We start from the raw sequence: 19,426 nt of genomic DNA on the forward strand, positions 1-19,426 counted from the left end.
ATTCTAATTCTTGAATTAGGGTACTTCAAAGTATCTTAAGTGTGCAAGCCAATCTCCCTTCATCCACAACACGGAGCCCATCACCATGAATGACGTCATCATCATTGGCGGCAGCTTTGCCGGGCTTGCCGCCGCCCTGCAGCTCGGCCGTGCCCGCCGAAAGGTCACCGTTCTCGATACCGGCCTGCCGCGCAATCGCTTCGCCGACCACTCGCATGGCCTGCTCGGCCACGACCACAAGCCACCGCTGGAGATCCTGGCCGAGGCGCGGCAGCAGCTGGCGCGCTATCCGACGGTCAGGCTGGTCACTGCTCGGGCCGAGAGCATCTCCGGCGCCATCGACGATTTCTCCGTCCTCACTGGCGATGGGGAAAGCCTCAGGGCGCGCCGCCTGATCCTGAGCTATGGCGTCGCCGACCAGATGCCTGAAGTTCCCGGCTTTGCCGAAGGCTGGGGCACCTCCATCGTGCCCTGCCCCTATTGTGACGGCTTTGAAGTTGCCGGCCGGCATTGGGGCCTCGTCTGGTCCGGCCCGCCGTCGCACAACTACGTCAGGCTGTACCACGACTGGACCGACACATTAACGGTCTTCGCCAATGGTCACGACATACCACCCGACATCCGGGCCGATCTGGCGCGCCGCGGCATCCCTGTCGTCGATGGCCGGATCACCGAAATCGACCATGACGAGAGCCATAACGCCACCGTTAGGCTCGACGCCGGCCCCCCTGTCGCGGTCGACATCCTGTTCGCGCATCCGCGCAACAAGCCGTCCGCACGCCTGCATGAATCGCTGGGCCTCACCACGGTCGATACGCCCCTGGGCATCGCCCTCAAGGTCGACGAGCGCCGCGAAACCAGCATGCCCGGCATCTACGCCGCGGGCGACCTGGCAAACCCCCTCATGGCCTCGGTCACCCTGGCAACATCGCTCGGCGCGACGGCGGGTATCTCCGCCCAGCAGTCGATGCTGGTTTGAGAGCACAGATTCCCTTCTTCGGTTGCGTCGTCGCTTTCGAAGAGGTTGGCGTAGATCGGCGCGGTGAAGGACGGATCGTCGAGTTTGACGGAATGGTAGGAGCGGTTGTCCTTCGAGGTACGGCGCCAGGTGGCACCGATCTCGGTCTGGTGCCTTATCGCTGCTGGAGGCGGGTTAAGAACGAATCAAAACGAGGAGATGTCATGACAGAGCAAAATGCCTATCAGGTCGCCGACTGGAATGGCCAAAGCGGAGAGTACTGGGTCGCCAACCAGGCCCGGCTCGACGCCATGTTTGCGGTGTTCGGCCAGGCCGCGATCGAAGCCGCCGCGCCCGCGACGGGTGAGCGCGTGCTGGACGTCGGCTGCGGCGCGGGCGCGTCGAGTCTGGCTCTGGCCGCCCGCGTCGGCGCGGGCGGCCATGTGCTGGGCGTGGACATATCCAAACCGCTGATCGGCCGAGCGCGCGCGCTTGCGCCACAGGATACGCCGGCCCAGTTCCGGGTAGCCGACGCCAGCAGCGCCGAGCTGCCCGAGGGCGCGTTCGACATCCTGTTCTCGCGTTTCGGAGTGATGTTCTTCGACGATCCGACAGGGGCGTTCGCCCATATGCGACGCGCGCTCCGGCCGGGCGGGCGGGTCGCTTTCGTCTGCTGGCGCGGCGTGGCCGAGAACGATTGGGTGCGCTTGCCGATGGGAGCGATCAAGGGCATCGTCCCACCGACCGCACCGCCTGATCCCGGAGCACCCGGCCCATTCTCGTTCGGCGATCGGGGGCGGGTGGCACGCATCCTGACAGCAGCCGGCTTCACCGATGTCACTATCACGCCCTTCGATGTTTCCATCCCGTTCGGCGAGGGCGGGACGCGGGACGCGGCGATCGACGACGCGGTGAAGATGGCGTTCGAGGGCGGCCCGCTGTCGCTTGTGCTCGCGGATCAGCCCGACGACATCCGCGCCCACGCCTGGGCCGCGGTTCGTGCCGCCTTCGCGGGCCTCCCCGGCGAGCGGTCGGTTATGATCGACGGCGCGGCGTGGATCGTCATGGCACGCAATCCGGCAAGCTGACAGGGATTAATAGGGGAGATGCCCCCGCTCGGAAGCTTGTCACGCCGACGGACATGAAGGACAAGTCGACCTTCCGCTATTTCCATTCTGTGGCCACTGCCCGCGTCGATCATGCAGCGTCGAAGGACAAGGAGATCGCCCAATGTGTTTCGTCTGCTCGATGCATTACCTCCTTGCGCGGATACGGCACTGCACGCCTACTGCAAAGGGCACAATGGCAGGCAGGAGCAGGCGGGAAATTTCGAGCGATCTCGACTGTAACTGATCGTCCCTAACACCTGAAGGCCCCGTGAACCCGAGTTCACGGGGCCTTTTGCGTTTCAGCGCCGGGCCACATCCGAAAAGTAGAACTTATCCAGCGTATGCCGCGACTCGGTGTACTCGAACTGTCGGCCATCCTGCAAAAACGTCTGGTTACTGACCACTATCACATGGCTCTGGCCGTCGAGGTCCAGGTGTTGCTGGTCGTCCTTGCTGCGGGGCACCGCTTCGATGGTGCGCTGGGCGTAGGCGATTTGCAGTTGCAGGGTCTGTTCGATGAAGGCGTAGATCGATTGTTCGGCGATGTCGCGGGACAAGCCGGGAATCACGTCGCTGACGAAATGGTTGATGTCGAGGATCACCCGTTTGCCGTCGATCCGCCGCACGCGTTTGATCCGCGTGATCAGGCTGCCTTCTGCAGCCTTGATGTGTTCGAGCAGCGGGCCTTCGAGGGAGATTTGTGTGAACTCGACCACCTCGGTGCTGACGTCGTTTCCCAGTCGCGGGTAGGTTTCCTGGAAACTGACGATGCCGCCCAGTTGAAACTCGATCGGGTTGGTCGACAGCACGAAGGTGCCTTTGCCGTGGACTTTCTGGGCGAAACCACGCTCCTGCAATTGCTCGATGGCCTTGCGCACGGTGCCGCGACTGGCCTGGTAGCTGTCCATCAGTTCGGTTTCGGACGGCAATCGGGCGCCGCGTTCCAGACGTTCGGTCGTGATGCTGGCAAGCAGATCGCTGTAGATCTGGTTGTATTTACTCATGGGGATGGCTCTGTGCCGCGCTGTGCTCAAGGTTTTGAACCTTAAGGGCAGGGTAGGGGTTTGTCCATGCGGGTTTAGGTTTCTTTGACTTTTGAGGTAGGAAATATCGCCGCTTGTCGGGTTCAGGATAAACAAAACCAAACTCGTCTGTACGAGTTGTTGCAATAACTCGTACAGACGAGTACTTTTCGCTTCGGCGTGCTGCCAATAACAAAAAACTACAGCGGAAGAATAAGCATGAGCCACGACTATCCGAATATCGTCACTGAGCTGCTGCACAGCCTCGGTGGCAGCGATAACCTCGAGCAGGCCGCGCATTGCGTCACACGCTTGCGCCTGGCCCTCAAGGACCCGAGCCTGGTTAACAGCGCCACGCTGAACCAGATCGATCTGGTCAAAGGTTCGTTCTATACCGGCGGCCTGTTCCAGGTAGTCGTCGGCCCCGGCGAAGTGGAAAAGGTCTACGCCGAGCTGCGTCGACAAACCGGTCTTGCCGTTTCAACCATCGCCGACGTCAAACAGAAAAGCGCCGACAAGATCCACCCGATGCAGCGATTGGTGCGGGTGTTTTCCGACGTGTTCATGCCGATCCTTCCGGCGCTGATCATTGCCGGCCTGCTGATGGGCATCAACAACCTGATTGGCGCCAAGGGCATGTTCATCGAGGGCAAGACCCTGCTGGACGCCTACCCCAAGCTTGACGGGCTTTGGAGCCTGATCAACCTGATGGCCAACACCTCGTTTGTGTTTCTCCCGGCACTGGTGGGCTGGTCGGCGGCCAAGCGCTTTGGCGGCAGCGAAATCCTCGGCATCGTGCTCGGCCTGATGCTGGTGCACCCGGATCTGCTCAACGCCTGGAACTACGGCAAAGCGGTGGCGGGGTTGGAGGGGCAGAGCCTGCCGTATTTCGACATCCTCGGTATGTTTCAGATCGAAAAAGTCGGTTATCAGGGGCAAATCCTGCCGATCCTGATGGCGGCCTATGTGATGAGCGTCATCGAAAAATGGCTGCGGGCGCGAGTGCCTAACGCCGTGCAATTGCTGGTGGTGCCGATCACCACCATCGTTGTCACCGGCGTGCTGGCGCTGGCGGTGATTGGCCCGGTGACCCGCCACCTGGGGATTCTCATTACCGAAGGTGTGGTGACCCTGTTCGACCTGGCGCCCATGGTCGGCGGCGCGATTTTCGGCCTGCTCTACGCACCGCTGGTGATCACCGGCATGCACCACATGTTTCTCGCGGTCGATCTGCAATTGATCTCCACCCAGGGTGGCACTTTCATCTGGCCGATGATCGTCATGTCCAACCTCGCCCAAGGCAGCGCGGCACTGGCGGTGTTCTACATGACCCGGAGTGTGCGCGATAAAAGCATGGCCTCGACCTCGGCGATTTCTGCCTACTTCGGCATCACTGAACCGGCGATGTTCGGGGTCAACCTGCGCTACAAATTTCCGTTCTATGCGGCCCTGATCGGCTCGGCCCTGGGCTGCATCTTCCTGTCGATGAACAAGGTCCAGGCTTCGGCGATCGGCGTCGGCGGCTTGCCCGGTTTCATCTCGATCATTCCGCAGTTCATTCCGATGTTTGTGGTTGGGATGGTGATTGCCATGGTCGTGCCGTTTGTTCTGACCTGCGGGTTGAGCATGAGGATTGTTCGGCCCGGGTATCGGGTTGCCTGACAGATCGCATTCGCGGGCAAGCCTCGCTCCTACATTGGAATGCAAAACCCTGTAGGAGCGAGGCTTGCCCGCGAAGAGGCCCCCAAGGCCAGTACAAAACTTACTGAAGGAATCCCGCCATGCAAGACTGGCAACGTTCGGTGATCTATCAGATCTACCCGAAGAGTTTTCACAGCCACGCCGGCAACCCCACGGGGGATTTGCTCGGCGTCGTGGCCAAGCTCGACTACCTGCACTGGCTGGGTGTCGATTGCCTGTGGATCACGCCGTTCCTGCGTTCGCCCCAGCGCGACAACGGTTACGACATCAGCGACTACTACGCCATCGATCCAAGCTACGGGACCATGGCCGACTGCGAGTTGCTGATCGCCGAGGCGGGCAAGCGCGGGATCAAATTGATGCTCGACATCGTGGTCAATCACACCTCGATCGAACACACCTGGTTCCAGCAGGCCCGCAGCAGCCTCGACAACCCTTACCGCGATTTCTACATCTGGCGCGACCAGCCCAATAACTGGGAATCCAAGTTCGGCGGTTCGGCCTGGGAGTACGAAGCCCAGACCGGTCAGTATTACCTGCACCTGTTCGACCACACGCAGGCCGACCTGAATTGGGACAACCCCAAGGTGCGCGCCGAAGTGTTCAAGATGATGCGCTTCTGGCGCGACAAAGGCGTGGGTGGTTTCCGTCTGGATGTGATCAATCTGATTTCCAAACCAGCGGACTTTCCGGAGGACAACAGCGACGGTCGGCGCTTCTACACCGACGGCCCGAACGTTCACGACTACTTGCAGCAGATGCACCGTGAAGTGTTCGAAGGCCATGACCTGATCAACGTCGGCGAGATGTCGTCCACCAGCCTGGAACACTGCATTCGCTATTCGCGGCCGGAGTCGAAAGAGCTGTCGATGACCTTCAACTTTCATCACCTGAAAGTTGATTACCCGAACCTGCAGAAGTGGGTTCGTGCCGATTTCGATTTCCTTGCACTCAAGCGCATCCTCTCCGACTGGCAGACCGGCATGCAGGCTGGCGGCGGCTGGAACGCGCTGTTCTGGTGTAACCACGACCAGCCGCGTGTGGTCTCGCGTTTTGGTCACGACGGTGAGCATCGGGTGGTATCGGCGAAGATGCTCGGCACGGCGCTGCATTTCCTGCAGGGCACGCCGTTTGTATATCAGGGCGAAGAACTGGGCATGACCAATCCGGGCTTCGATCACATCGATCAGTACCGCGACGTCGAAACCCTGAACATCTTCCGGCTCAAGCGCGAGGCCGGTAGCAGCGACGTCGACAACATGGCGGCGATCATGCAGAAGTCCCGGGACAACGGTCGCACGCCGATGCACTGGAACGCTGAGCCGAACGCTGGCTTCAGCGTGGTCGAACCCTGGATCGGCGTGCCGGCCAACGTGGCGCAGATCAACGTCGCTCACCAACTCGACGATCCGGATTCGGTGCTGCATCACTATCGACAGTTGATTGCGCTGCGCCGTAGTGAAACGTTGATGTCCGACGGCGTGTATCGGCAGTTATTGCCTGAGCACACGAAAATCTGGGCGTATGTGCGTGAAGGCCATGGCGAGCGTTTGCTGGTGCTGAACAACTTCTATGGCGCGCCGTGCGAAGTCGAGCTGCCGCCAGAAGTGATCAACGAATCGATGGTGCAATCTCTGCTTATCAGTAACTACCCGGACTGCCCGCCGCGCAATCGGCAGGTGTTTCTACGGCCCTATGAGTCGTTCGTTCTGCGCCTGACTGACCACTAAAAAACACTAATTCAAAAAACACGCAGAACGCTGCGCGGGGGAGTTTTGCGCGCCGTTTTTTGCTGCATCACACAATAAAAATAATGAGGTGGTTCTTGAAAACAACAATAAATCGCAGCCTTGTAGCGGCGGGCGTGTACCTGGCATTACCGTTATCGGCCCATGCGCTGGAGTTCGCCGGCTATGTGCGTAGCGGTGTCGGCACCTCGGTCAACAGCAGTTCGCAGTCATGTTTTCAATTGCCGGGTGCGCAGTCGAAATACCGCCTCGGCAACGAGTGCGAACAGTATGCGGAGCTGGAGTTGCGTCAGGATCTGTTCACGCTGGACGACGGCTCGGTGCTCAGTGTCGACGGCATGGCCTCGCTGTATAACCAATACGACCGAAGCCTGACGTTCAACGGTGACAACGGCTCGGTACGCATGCCGCAGTTGTATGCGCAATGGTCGAACATGCCCAGCCTCAACGGCGGTTCACTGTGGGCCGGTCGGCGTTACTACAAACGGAACGATATCCACATTTCCGACTTCTACTACTGGAACCAGAGCGCCACCGGCGGCGGTATCGAAGATGTGCTGATCGGTGATCTGAAGTACAGCTACGCCTTCTCGCGCAAGGACAACCTGTACCAGAAGGACTACATCAACCGTCACGATTTCAACGTCGCCGGCTTCAACACCAACCCTGGCGGTGAGCTGGAGTTCGGCCTGAGCTACATCGACAAACCCGACAGCCGCGACGCTCACCACGGTTGGGCGATTACCACCCAGCATGTGCAGAAGGGCTTTCTGGGGGGCAAGAATAAACTGGCCTTTCAGTACGGCGAAGGTCCCGGGACCGGGTTGGGCTATACCGGTAACGTGAGGCTGGACGACAGTAGTAAAAGCTATCGCGTGGTGGAGTTCTTTGACTGGCAAGTGACGCCGCGTTTCGGCGGGCAGGTCGAAGCGGTCTACCAGAAAGACATTCGCCCGGACGGCGCCGACCAGAACTGGATTTCCCTTGGGATTCGCCCGGCGTATGCGATCACCGAGCAGTTCAAACTGGTGACCGAACTGGGCCACGATCAGGTTGAAGCCACGGGCGGGACGCGCAAGCTGAGCAAGTTCACCTTCGCCCCGACGTGGTCGCCCAAGGGCCCGGATTTCTGGGCGCGCCCCGAGGTGCGTCTGTATTACACCTATGCGAGCTGGAACGAGGCGGCCAAGCGGGCGGCCAATGAACTGGCGGCGGGTTCGGCGTTGTCCGACACCGGCGCCTTCGGCACGGCGCGACACGGTTCGAACGTCGGATTGCAGGTCGAGTATTGGTGGAAATAAGCGATGCTGTCGGAGCCTCGCGCTCCATCGGCACTTCAAAGAACAAAACAGCAGGTGACGTCATGGCCACACCCCAACAATTGCAACTGCTGGCACCCTTGTCCGGCGTGCTGATGCCGCTGGATCAGGTGCCCGATCAGGTGTTTTCCAGTCGCGTGATCGGCGATGGTCTGTGCATCGATCCGACCTCAAACACCTTGTGCGCGCCGCTGGCTGGCGTGATCAGCAATGTGCAGGCCAGTGGGCATGCCGTCAGCATCACCGGGGAAAACGGCGTGCAAGTGCTGATGCACATTGGCCTCGATACGGTGAACCTGGCGGGGAAGGGGTTTACCCGGTTGGTGGAAGAGGGCGAACGGGTCGACGTCGGGCAGTCGCTGATCGAATTCGATGCCGACGTTGTCGCGTTGAATGCCCGCAGCCTGCTGACGTTAATGCTGGTGGTCAGCGGTGAACCCTTCACCTGGCTGGTGCCCGAAACGGGAGTGGTGGACAGCGGCCAGCCATTGTTGAGTATGCACGGTGCCGGGCAAACATCGGATGAAGGGTTGCCGGAGGAGGGCGAGGCGCTGTTTTCCAAACCGGTGACGCTGGCCAATCCGAACGGCTTGCATGCGCGTCCGGCGGCAGTGTTTGCTCAGGCTGCCAAAAGGTTCTCGGCAAGTATTCATCTGCATAAACAGCAGGAGAGCGTGAACGCGAAATCCCTGGTGGCGATTATGACGTTGCAGACCGCTCACGGCGATGTAGTGCAAGTCAGCGCGGCTGGCCCGGATGCCGCAGCGGCGATCAGTACGCTGACCGAGCTGTTACTGACCGGCTGCGGTGAGGCGGGAGCGGCCTCGGCGCCGGTTGAGGTGAGTCAGGCCGAGGCCTCATCGCTGAAGGTTTTACGCGGGGTTTGCGCCTCCGCCGGGTCGGCGTTTGGCCGCGTTGTGCAGATCGCTGAACCCTGCCTGGAAGTGAATGAACTTGGCACTACCGCGCTGGCTGAACGCGATCACTTGGCCCGGGGCCTGGCTGAGGCGCGACAAGCCTTGCAACAGCTACGCGACAATGCCATGGGCAACGCGCAGGCCGATATTTTCAAGGCTCACCAGGAACTGCTCGAAGACCCGGGTTTGCTGGAGGTGGCCCATGTGCTGATCGACGAAGGCAAAAGCGCGGCATTCGCTTGGCGCGCGGCCACCGAGTCGGCGGCGACCTTGTTCAAGGGCTTGGGCAACGCCCTGCTGGCGGAGCGGGCGGCGGACTTGGCGGATGTTGGTCAGCGGGTACTCAGGTTGATTCTCGGCGTAGAAGATCGTGCAATGGAGTTGCCGGACGGGGCGATTCTGATTGCCGAGCAACTGACGCCCTCCCAGACGGCTGGCCTGGACACGCGCAAGGTGCTGGGGTTCGCCACGGTGGGCGGCGGCGCTACCAGCCATGTCGCGATTCTGGCCCGGGCCGCTGGCCTGCCGGCGATTTGCGGGTTACCGGTTCAGATCCTGACACTGATCAATGGCACCCAGGTGTTGCTCGATGCCGACAAGGGCGAGCTGCAGCTGGATCCTGATCTGGCCGCCATCGAACAGTTGCAAGCCAATCGTCAACTGCAAAAGCAACGCCAGCAATACGAGCTGGCGAACGCAGGGCTGGCCGCCTGTACCCGCGACGGGCATCACTTTGAAATCACCGCCAATATCGCGTCCTTGGCCGAAGCCGAACAGGCCATAGCGCTGGGCGGCGACGGCGTCGGTCTGCTGCGTTCGGAGTTTCTTTATCTGGATCGCAACCATGCGCCGAGCCATGACGAGCAGGCCTCCACCTACAGCGCCATCGCCCGCGCCCTTGGGTCGGCGCGCAACCTGGTGGTGCGAACCCTGGATGTCGGCGGTGACAAACCCTTGGCCTATGTGCCGATGGAGCGCGAAACCAATCCGTTCCTGGGCATGCGCGGCATTCGTTTGTGCCTGGAGCGTCCGCAACTGTTGCGCGATCAGTTCAAGGCGATTTTGAGCAGCGCCGGGCTGGCTCGCCTGCACATCATGCTGCCGATGGTCGCGCAGCTGTCGGAGTTGCGGCTGGCTCGCCAGCTACTTGAAGAAGAGGCGCTGGCATTGGGCCTGACTGAACTGCCGAAGCTGGGGATCATGATCGAAGTACCCGCCGCGGCACTGATGGCTGACCTGTTTGCGCCCGAAGTGGATTTCTTCTCCATCGGCACCAACGACCTGACCCAATACACCCTGGCCATGGACCGCGATCACCCACGGCTGGCCAGTCAGGCCGACAGTTTTCATCCTTCGGTATTGCGCTTGATCGCTACCACCGTGAAAGCCGCCCACGCCCATGGCAAATGGGTGGGAGTATGCGGTGCCCTGGCTTCGGAAAACCTGGCGGTGCCGCTGTTGCTGGGGCTTGGCGTGGATGAGTTGTCGGTGAGCGTGCCGTTGATTCCGGCGATCAAAGCGGCGGTTCGCGAAGTGGACCTGCTGGACTGCCAAGCCATCGCCCAGCAAGTGCTGGGGCTGGAGAGTGCCGAGCAAGTGCGCGAGGCATTGCGGCTGCACCATGAGGCAACGGTCGATACTTCACTGGTTCTGGAGAACTGAGCATGTTAGAGAAAATGCAGCGGGCGTTCTGGAAAGCGTTGACCCCGGATCTGGTGGTGGACGAACCGAAAATGGAGACTCAGCCTGTTGGCGGTTTGGCCGCGAACATCGTCGCCGCGCTTGGCGGAGTGGATAACCTCAAATCCCAACAACCCGTGGCACTGACCAGGGTGCGGGTGGAATTGCGGGATGTGGCGCAGATGGATCGACAGGCGTTGACGGTGGCAGGGGTGCCGGGGGTGATGATGTTGGAGGATGGGGTTGTTCATCTGATCACGGGTCTTCAAGCGTAACCGGCCGTGGCGAGGGGCTGCCTGTGACGAGGGCGCTTGCTCCCGCTGGGCTGCGCAGCAGCCCCAAGATCTCCAGCTACCCCAAAACCCTGTGGCGAGGGAGCTTGCCCCCGTTCGACTGCGCAGCAGTCGCCAAACCAAACACCGCGGTATGTCTGACAAAACCGGATTGCTGATTTTGGGGCCGCTGCGCAGCCCAGCGGGAGCAAGCTCCCTCGCCACAAAAAGCCGCGCGACGCTACTCCGAAGGCCGAGCCCGCAACCGCCGCCCAATCACATCCAGCACATCACAGCCATCGCGCAATGGAATGGCGCAGAGCAATGCAAAGTCGCTGAGAATGAAGGATTCGCACTCGACTGAACCGCGCATCGACATGTTCTCAAGCACCTGCGTGACGGCGCGAATTCGGTAGTTGGCGGCGTCATACAAAACATCGAGCGGCGCGTGGGTATCGACGAACAGGGTCGGCATGTCGGTGCAGTTGCCGGTGAGCGCCATGAAGCGGTTGTCGGGGTGGGGAATTGGGTTTTCGTAGGGTGGGTCTGGCGTTAGTGTCGTCATTTGTAATTTCCATGAGTATGAATATGAGCTGCCAACGCACCCTCCTACAGGTTTGGGTGGCAGCCATGCGCAGGAGTAGGAGTACCGAGCACTCATGAACCTCGGCCACGCCGAAGCGTGTCCCGCGCACAGCCGCCGCGAACGATCTTACGGACACGAATTAAGCGCCGCAATCAAACGACAAAGCTGTTGCACCATGAGAGAGGGCTCCTACACCCTGCCACTGCATTCGCAGTGACAGCCAAAGACTATCCATGGAACTCACTTTGCACCAGTTCATGAAAACCGCTACATCTTGAAGGAAACTTCCGACGACCTTGCCCAGAAACTTCGCCGACTGTAAGACCGCCTTCGCGGGCCTCGCTCCTACGGAATCGAGGCGACCGCTAAATATGGGAAGATCCTGTAGGCAGAAAATCAGGCGCGGGGACTTTGCGGGGGATCGAGCAGGAAAGAAGTCGGGAAAGGTGGAAATGGATGTAGGGCGATTCGCTGATTAGCGGCGACTAAGTCACGTTCAGCGAAGCGGCCCTAAATTCTGTAATCGCATTGCATCAGACACATCGCGCGAGCCCCAAAAGATCGCAGCCTTCGGCAGCTCCTACAGGGTGTACGCCGATCAAATGTAGGAGCTGCCGAAGGCTGCGATCTTTTAAAGGGTTCACTACCGGCTGTGACCGTCCGCCGCGCTGCCCTTACTGTTTCTCAACCACAGGTGTATCGGCAAAAGCGGGACAGATTTATTTATTTTAATCACATTTATCGACAGTGTATCCGCTAGCCACAACTGTCAAAACAATGTTGCACTCGCGAGCACAAGTGAAGCAGTAGCTTAGCCCGACTTCCGAAGAATCAATCAAAAGTAACTCCTGCGACAACGATGTCACATCCATCACAAACATCTCTGATATCTCTGCGCCTATTGCCCCAACACACTTCACACCTAAAACATTTTCAAAGGTAATGATCCATCGTTGTTCCTGCCAATCTAGAAATTCTATAAAAATGCGCTCGTGTTCACACGTCATCTTTTCAATGGTGCCGTCTGAAACTGAAAATTCTTTCATTTTGAAATACCTGGGTGTTTCTCACCGGCAACAAAGCCAGTTCCGTGACCGAGTTGATAACCCTCAGGTCTGACTTTGATAACCTCCCTATTTCTATCCGCCTGACTCCAACTTAAATGATTAGGCTTGAGCTCCAAATGATAGTGTTCACCATGATGCCTCGCATTAAATGGCCCAGCATCTCCGGGATGACTTTCAAATCTAATAATTGTGTCCGCGTTAGGTCGCCACGTCATTCTTTGACTTCCATGTTGAGTCTGTGAAATTTTGGGCTGGACGCCTAACACTTCCGTAAGCTCGTTTGGATCTTCTGGAAATTGAGTGTAAGCCTTCGGCAGCGCCGGCTCACCCTCATCCACCTTAACGCCAGTCGTATCATCCGGCGCCCCACACGCAGGCTTATTCGGCGGCGGGCAATTCCCGCTCAACCCCAACGGATCAACCCACCCCGTCGGATTCGGCGTGTACTGATACTGGTTCAGCCCACCCGCCAGCTTGATCGGATCCGGTGTCAGATACCGACCCACCTCCGGATCATAGTACCGATGCCGGTTGTAGTGCAGACCGCTCTCGGCGTCGAAGTACTGCCCCTGGAAACGCAGTGGCTGCTCGAGCTGCTCGCCCCCTCCAAACGCCAGACGCGTGACTTTGCCGTAGGCGTTGTACTTCGCCGACCACACGATTTCGCCGCCGAAATCCGTCAGTTCCTGCGGTGTACCGAGGTGATCGAGTTGGTAGTAAAACGGGCAGGCCTTGCGCGGGCCTTTGCCGTCGAGCATCGCCAGCGGGCGGAAGCTGCCGGGTTCATAGACGTAGCTGCGGTAATGCTCTTTGCTGCTTTCAGCGATGAGCTGGTCGCCCTGCCAGAAGAACTCGGTGGTATGGCCATCGACGGTTTTGGCGATGCGGCGGCCGAAGGCGTCGTAACGGTAGCTGGCGGTGCGACCGTCCGGGCTGGTGACGCCGACCAGTCGGTGCTGACCGTCGTAGCGATACTCGGTGACGAGTTTCCGCCCGGTGCCGCGGCGCTCGCGGATGAGGTTGCCGAAGGCGTCGTAGTCGTAATGGCGGTCGCCCTGCATCAATAGGCGATTGCCTTTGACGGTCGTCGGGCCGGACCGATCCTGCATCAGCAGGTTGCCCGCCGGGTCGTGGGCGAAGCTTTCCGGCGGATCGTCGCGGGTGTGGCGGACGCGGGTCAGGCGGCTGAGCGGGTCGTATTGGTAATTGCGCTGGCCGTGGCGGGTGTCGGCGATGTGCTCGAGATTGCCGTTGGCGCTGTAGGCATAGTCGCGGCGGTACAGGTTTTTTTGCTGTTGGCTGACGGCGTGGGCCTTCAGTCGGCCCTGGTCGTCGTAGGCATATTCGCTGAGCAGCAGGCCCTGTTGGCGGTTTTGTTCGCGACCGGCGAGGAAGGTGTGCGACGTAAGCCGCGCGCCATTGAGGTCGATGGCCGTCAGCGTGCCGCCCTTGGCGTGCTGGTAGTCGAGTTTGCTGCCATCGGGCAGGCGCAGGCGGTTGAGCTGGCCGCACGCGTCGTAGCGGTAACGCAAGGTGCCCCAGCTTTGGTGTTCGGTGATCAGCCGGTCCTGGGCGTCGTACTCGAATTCCAGCGGGTGATCGTGACCGTCGTCGACGCTGGTCAGTCGGCCCAGCGAGTCGTAGCGATACTCGACCTGGATGCCGTCGGGCAGGGTCTTGACTAACAGGCGCCCGGCCGAATCCCGCTCATAAGCCGTGATCAGCTGTGAGCCGTCATCGCCGAACTCGGTTTTTTCCAGCAGGTGGCCGTTGAGGTCGTAGGCGTACGCGGTACGGCGGCCGTCGAAGCCGGTTTCCTGTCGGATCAATCCGCCGGGGGTGTAGTCCAGCCGATAGTGTTCGCCGGATTCGTTTTCGATGTCCGTGAGCAGCAGCTGCGCGTTGTCGTAGCGGTACTGGAGCTGGGTGCCGTCGGGGTTGAGGCGGCGACTGACCAGGTGCAGGTCGTCGGCGTATTCGTAGCGGGTGACGCGGCCCAGTTCGTCGCGTTCGGCGGTGATCTGACCGTAGGCGTTGTAGCTGTAGGCGCGACTGGCGCCGGTAGGCAAAGTCGTCTGGATCAGTCGGCCAACGGCATCCCATTGCGACTGCGTGACCGCGCCATGTTCGTCCTGACGGGTAATCTGCCGGCCCAACGCATCGTAGGAAAACCGCCGCACCCCACCGTCGGGCAGCGTTTCCTCGACCAGTTGCCCCAAACCGTTCCAGACGAACACATGCCGGCTGGTGTCCGGGTAGCGGATCGACAGCAACCGCCCCTGAGGGTCGTAGTGATAGTGGGTGAGCTGGCCGTCCGGATCGGTGGCCTCGGTGACATCGCCCTGGGCATTGCGCTGATACTTCCACACCGCTTTGCCGCGATACCGCGCATGCAGGAAACCGTTGCGATACTCGTAGGCCGTTGGCTCGTCTTCCGGTGGAATCAGCGCCACCAGCCGTCCGACTTCGTCATAGCGATATTCGGTGACGGCGCCGAGCGGGTCCTGCTCGGCCACCAAGCGGCCCTGTTCGTCATAGGCCTTGAGCTGTTCGCCGCCATCCAGCTCGACTTTGCGCACCAGCCGCGCCCGATCGTCGTGGACGTAAACCTCTTCGCTGCCATCGATGTTCTGGACGGTGACACTGCCCTCGTCATCCCAGACATAACGCGTGTCCATCTGCGAAAACGACGCCCAGTGGCGAACACATCTGGCCGCTTTGCCGGACCTTTCCCACTCCCAAAAGAAACTCGCCCCACCGGCCAGTTGACGCTGCAAAATCACGTGCCGGTCGTCGTAGTCGTAACGCTCGCTTTCGCCGGCGGCGTTGCTCGCCTCGACCAGTTGAGCGCATTCGTCGTAGCGGTAACTGACCAGCGTTTGCTCGGTGTGCCAGGCCTCGGCGAGGGTCTGCGCGGGGACAAACACCTGATAGTCGACGGCGATCAAATGCGCGCGGTCATAGCGCAACAGCAAGGCGCGACCGGCACCGTTGTCGAGGCGTTGGATGCGCTGCTGGCGGTCGCGAGTGATGCGCAAGCGGTTGTCGTACGCGTCGCTGATTGTCGTCAGCCGACCGTTATGAAAGTGATAAAAACGCGCGTCGTCGCCAGCCTGGGCGAGGATCAGTTCCTCGGGGTCATCGCCGAGATAAATCGCCGCCCGCGACAAACTGTTGTGGATCGCCGGGCGTTCGCGATTTGGCAACGGAAAGGTGGTGCGGCGGTTTTCGTGGTCGATCCAGATGACCTGATCGCCGTCGATTTCCAGCCGATGGGCGAGCGAATGACTCCAGCCGAAACCGAGGCCGCAGTCGATTTCTGCGGCGCTGGTGCGATAGAGCCGGGTGAAGTCGAACGGCAGGACTCCGTCCAGCGAACCATCAGTGAGAGTCAGCAGTTCTTCGCCGGTGACCATCGACACCGGGCATTTGTTGGTCGCGGTTTTATCGACGGAGTCGGCGCTGTCGCCGTTGGGGTTTTTCGCCTGATCCGGGACGTTGTCGTGGTGTTCGTTTTGCTTGAGCGTGGTGTTGCGTTTGGCATCCCAGCGCAGCTGCATGCGACCCTTTTTCAGCCCCGCGGCAACACCGCGTGCGGCGACTTTCTTATAGCGGTCGACGTACTCCATGAAGGTGCTGAGAATAGTGAAAATGGCCTCGACGAAGCGCATCGCCAGACCCGCCAGCAACGCCCCGTACTTGATCCCGCGAGCGGTGAGATAGGTTTTGGCGGCGGGTATACCGACACCCGTCCAGGCCAGTGCCAAAGCAATCAGAATATCGATCAGCACCGAGACAATGATCTGGCTGGTCACCTCTGCCGAGTTGCCGGCGATCTCGCTGGGCGGCAGCATTTCCAGCCACAGACTCGCCGTTCGTAGCAGCAAACAGAGCGCCGCTTCGTCACTGGCCAACAGTTGGATTTTTGCCATGACCTCTGGCGCCGTCTGCGCAAGCTTGGCCAATTCATCGGCGCCGCTGCCCAACCGTTCAACGAACTTGCGCGGGTCCTGAAAAATGTCCGAGAGCAGGCTGAGGCTGTCCCAAACGCCCATGACTGCCGCCCAACTGCCCGCCAGCATTCCATTGCCTACAGCAACCGCAGACGATTGCGACCACTTCGGTTTGAACGTCTTCCACTCTTCACGCAGCCAGTTGTCGAGCTCCGTGGTCAGCCCGTCGTAGGAAGAGAAAAGATCTTCAACCTGCTGCGGCGTGACTTCGTTGTGAACATGAACGCGGTAGAACTTGCCCTCTTTCCCCTGGAACGTTCCCTTGCCGTTTTTATCGAGCGTGACTGGCGTCGACTCCCCGCCCTCAACCGCAATCACATCGACCTGAATGTTGCCCAGGGGAATGTCATAAACCGACTCGAACTTGCTCTCGATGTCGAGTTTTCCGCCTTTAGGGCACTGGACGACGGTGGAGATGAATTCATCATCGTTGCTGCCGACAACGGTGCGGGAGCTGCCGAACCAGATGATCCGTTCCATGCCCATCAGCGACGGCAGATCCGCCACCTGGCTGACGTTGTCGGCGGCCCGGTTGAACCAGTGTTTGAGCTGTTCGCGATAGAGCGTCAGGGTGTCTGGAAAACTGTCGAGTTCTTGTTCGATGCGGGTGACGTGCTCCATCAACGCACCGAGCGATAGGAGGCGGGGTTAAAAATCGGTTCGAACATGAGCAATCCCTCGCGTAGAAAATCAGGCGCGGGGACTTTGCGGGGGATCAATCAGGAAAGAAGTCGGGAAAGGTGGAAATGGATGTAGGGGGATTCGCTGATTAGCGGCGACTAAATAACGATCAGCGAAGCGGCCCTAAATTCTGTAATCGAATTGCATCTGAAACATCGCACTGGATGGTTTTACGACTGCTTCGCAGCCGAACGGGGCAAGCCCCCTCGCCACAGGGTTTCATTTCATTCAATTAGCTGAGGTTGAACACACCAGACGCATTGCCAGCCATGCTTTGGCTGTGACCATCCGCCGCGCTGCCCTTACTGTTTCTCAACCGCAGGTGTATCGTATTCGCCTTTTGCAGGCTCCGCGCCTGGCTGATACGTGAGGTAGTTGAGTTCATGTCCTTTACCCGTCGACAAATACTCGGTGGTCTGGCCGGTCTTGTGGTGGTTGGCGTGGGGGCCGGTGGCGCGTCGCGTTACTGGCTGGGCAAAATGGCCGACGCTGACGCCGGTCACGACTATGAGCTAATCGCCGCACCGCTGGACGTCGAGCTGGTGGCCGGGCACAAGACCCCGGCCTGGGCGTTCGGCCCGTCGGCGCCGGGCACCGAGTTGCGCGTGCGTCAGGGCGAATGGTTGCGGGTGCGCTTCATCAATCACCTGCCGGTAGCGACCACCATTCACTGGCATGGCATCCGTCTGCCGCTGGAAATGGACGGCGTGCCGTATGTCTCGCAATTGCCGGTGCTGCCGGGCGAGTACTTCGACTATAAATTCCGCGTGCCCGACGCCGGCAGCTATTGGTATCACCCGCACGTGAATAGCAGCGAAGAGCTCGGTCGTGGATTGGTCGGCCCGCTGATTATCGAAGAGCGCGAGCCCACCGGTTTCAAATACGAAAAGACCTTGAGCCTCAAGAGCTGGCACGTCGATAAAGAGGGCGCTTTCGTCGCGTTCAGCATTCCTCGTGAAGCGGCCCGTGGCGGCACGGCGGGGGGCTTGTCGACCATCAACGGCGTCTCACAAGCGGTGATCGACTTGCCCGCCGGGCAGATCACTCGCGTACGGTTGCTCAACCTCGACAATACGCTGACGTACCGCCTCAACATCCCGGGTGTCGAAGCGCAGATCTACGCGTTGGACGGCAATCCGATTGAACCGCGCCCACTGGGCAAGGAGTACTGGCTGGGTCCTGGCATGCGCATTTGCCTGGCGATCAAGGCACCGCCGGCCGGTGAGGAACTGTCCCTGCGCAATGGCCCGGTACGCCTGGGCACCTTCCGTTCAGTGGCGAACACCGATGCGCCAACCGAGTGGCCGCCAGCGCTGCCCGCCAACCCGGTGGCCGAGCCGGATCTGGCCAATGCCGAGAAACTCAACTTCAATTTTGAATGGGTAGGCTCGGTGTCGGTCAATGTCGAAAACGGCAAGCCGCCAAGCCTGTGGCAGATCAACGGCAAGGCTTGGGACATCACCGACAAGACCTGCGCCGATCGGCCGATTGCCAAGCTCGAAAAGGGCAAAAGCTATATTTTCGAATTGAAGAACATGACTCAGTATCAACATCCGATCCACCTGCATGGCATGAGCTTCAAGGTCATTGCCTCGAACCGGCACAAGGTCATCCCGTACTTCACTGACACGTACCTGTTGGGCAAGAACGAGCGTGCGCAAGTGGCGTTGGTGGCGGATAACCCCGGGGTCTGGATGTTCCACTGCCATGTGGTCGACCACATGGAAACCGGCCTGATGGCCGCCATCGAGGTGGCGTGATGCGTCAGATTCGCCCCGCAGCGATTATCGACCGCAGCCGTGATCGTGATTTCATGCGCGAAGCCCTGGCCCTGGCCGCCGAAGGTGCGGCGCTGGGTGAAGTGCCGGTGGGCGCGGTGCTGGTGCAGGACGGTGAAATCATCGGGCGCGGTTTCAATTGCCCGATCAGCGGCAACGACCCCAGCGCACACGCCGAGATGGTCGCGATCCGCGCCGCCGCCCAGGCCGCCAGCAACTATCGCCTGCCGGGCAGTACGCTATACGTGACGCTGGAGCCGTGCAGCATGTGCGCCGGGCTGATCGTGCACTCGCGAATTGCGCGGGTGGTGTATGGCGCACTGGAGCCCAAGGCCGGGATTGTGCAGAGTCAGGGTCAGTTCTTTACCCAAGGCTTTTTGAATCACCGGGTGTTGTATGAGGGCGGGGTGTTGGCGGAGGAATGCGGCGCGGTGTTGAGCGAATTCTTCAAGGCCCGTAGAGCCAAGCCTTCAGAGTAAACACCGAATTACTGTGGGAGCGAGCCTGCTCGCGATAGCGGGCTAACATCCAACATCTTCGTTGGCTGAAAGGCCCTCATCGCGAGCAGGCTCGCT

The 19,426-nt window shown here is 60.2% G+C and carries 14 protein-coding genes; 9 read left to right on the forward strand and 5 right to left on the reverse strand.

The genetic code is table 11. The annotated features are described in order from the left end of the window. Positions 1-85: 85 nt before the first annotated feature. The gene (locus PMI18_RS09085) at positions 86-979 is read left to right on the forward strand and encodes an NAD(P)/FAD-dependent oxidoreductase (RefSeq protein WP_007903625.1); all 894 of its coding nucleotides are present in this window, start codon (positions 86-88) and stop codon (positions 977-979) included. Here the strand turns inward: PMI18_RS09085 and PMI18_RS31800 are convergent. Beyond that, positions 874-1,137 carry a DUF736 family protein gene (locus PMI18_RS31800; protein ID WP_081499879.1) on the reverse strand — a complete coding sequence of 88 codons (264 nt, stop codon included), beginning with the start codon at positions 1,135-1,137 and terminating at the stop codon, positions 874-876. The genes PMI18_RS09085 and PMI18_RS31800 overlap by 106 nt on opposite strands. Before the next feature lie 45 nt (positions 1,138-1,182). On the opposite strand from PMI18_RS31800, the gene PMI18_RS09080 reads away from it, so the two are divergent. Then, positions 1,183-2,046, forward strand: coding sequence for a class I SAM-dependent methyltransferase (locus tag PMI18_RS09080; protein ID WP_007903627.1), 864 nt, complete (start codon positions 1,183-1,185; stop codon positions 2,044-2,046). A 320-nt stretch (positions 2,047-2,366) separates the two neighbouring features. On the opposite strand, the gene treR is transcribed toward PMI18_RS09080, so the two are convergent. Next, entirely contained in the window at positions 2,367-3,071 is a 705-nt protein-coding gene (gene treR, locus PMI18_RS09075) for a trehalose operon repressor (RefSeq protein WP_007903629.1), read from the reverse strand. 237 nt (positions 3,072-3,308) lie between these two features. Between treR and treP the strand changes: the two genes are divergently transcribed. The 5 genes from treP (at position 3,309) to PMI18_RS09050 (ending at position 10,729) form a co-directional block, all read left to right on the forward strand. Further along, positions 3,309-4,751: a PTS system trehalose-specific EIIBC component gene (treP, locus tag PMI18_RS09070; RefSeq protein ID WP_007903630.1), complete on the forward strand. Its 1,443-nt coding sequence runs from the start codon at positions 3,309-3,311 to the stop codon at positions 4,749-4,751. A 119-nt stretch (positions 4,752-4,870) separates the two neighbouring features. Then, complete coding sequence (gene treC, locus PMI18_RS09065) at positions 4,871-6,520, forward strand: alpha,alpha-phosphotrehalase (RefSeq protein ID WP_007903631.1); 1,650 nt, start codon at positions 4,871-4,873, stop codon at positions 6,518-6,520. A gap of 95 nt (positions 6,521-6,615) precedes the next feature. Next, positions 6,616-7,839: a maltoporin gene (locus PMI18_RS09060; protein WP_007903632.1), complete on the forward strand. Its 1,224-nt coding sequence runs from the start codon at positions 6,616-6,618 to the stop codon at positions 7,837-7,839. Between the two features lie 62 nt (positions 7,840-7,901). Next, complete coding sequence (gene ptsP / locus PMI18_RS09055; protein WP_007903635.1) at positions 7,902-10,436, forward strand: phosphoenolpyruvate--protein phosphotransferase; 2,535 nt, start codon at positions 7,902-7,904, stop codon at positions 10,434-10,436. 2 nt (positions 10,437-10,438) lie between these two features. Next, positions 10,439-10,729, forward strand: coding sequence for a PTS transporter subunit EIIB (locus tag PMI18_RS09050; RefSeq protein WP_007903645.1), 291 nt, complete (start codon positions 10,439-10,441; stop codon positions 10,727-10,729). A gap of 238 nt (positions 10,730-10,967) precedes the next feature. Here PMI18_RS09050 and PMI18_RS09045 read toward each other — a convergent pair whose 3' ends face one another. From PMI18_RS09045 to PMI18_RS09035, 3 genes are all read right to left on the reverse strand, one after another. Then, positions 10,968-11,291: a hypothetical protein gene (locus tag PMI18_RS09045; RefSeq protein ID WP_007903647.1), complete on the reverse strand. Its 324-nt coding sequence runs from the start codon at positions 11,289-11,291 to the stop codon at positions 10,968-10,970. 749 nt (positions 11,292-12,040) lie between these two features. Further along, positions 12,041-12,358, reverse strand: coding sequence for a hypothetical protein (locus tag PMI18_RS09040; protein WP_007903648.1), 318 nt, complete (start codon positions 12,356-12,358; stop codon positions 12,041-12,043). Next, a complete protein-coding gene (locus tag PMI18_RS09035; protein ID WP_007903649.1) occupies positions 12,355-17,013 on the reverse strand; it encodes an RHS repeat-associated core domain-containing protein in 4,659 nt (1,552 codons plus the stop codon). Before PMI18_RS09035 ends, PMI18_RS09040 begins: the two co-directional genes overlap by 4 nt. 443 nt (positions 17,014-17,456) lie before the next feature. Between PMI18_RS09035 and PMI18_RS09030 the strand changes: the two genes are divergently transcribed. Both PMI18_RS09030 and tadA read left to right on the forward strand, forming a co-directional pair. Then, the gene (locus tag PMI18_RS09030) at positions 17,457-18,833 is read left to right on the forward strand and encodes a multicopper oxidase family protein (protein WP_007903650.1); all 1,377 of its coding nucleotides are present in this window, start codon (positions 17,457-17,459) and stop codon (positions 18,831-18,833) included. Then, a complete protein-coding gene (tadA, locus tag PMI18_RS09025; RefSeq protein ID WP_007903651.1) occupies positions 18,833-19,330 on the forward strand; it encodes a tRNA adenosine(34) deaminase TadA in 498 nt (165 codons plus the stop codon). Before PMI18_RS09030 ends, tadA begins: the two co-directional genes overlap by 1 nt. Positions 19,331-19,426 lie beyond the last annotated feature (96 nt).

Origin of the sequence: Pseudomonas sp. GM102 (assembly GCF_000282555.1) — a bacterium.
Classification (GTDB): Bacteria; Pseudomonadota; Gammaproteobacteria; order Pseudomonadales; family Pseudomonadaceae; genus Aquipseudomonas.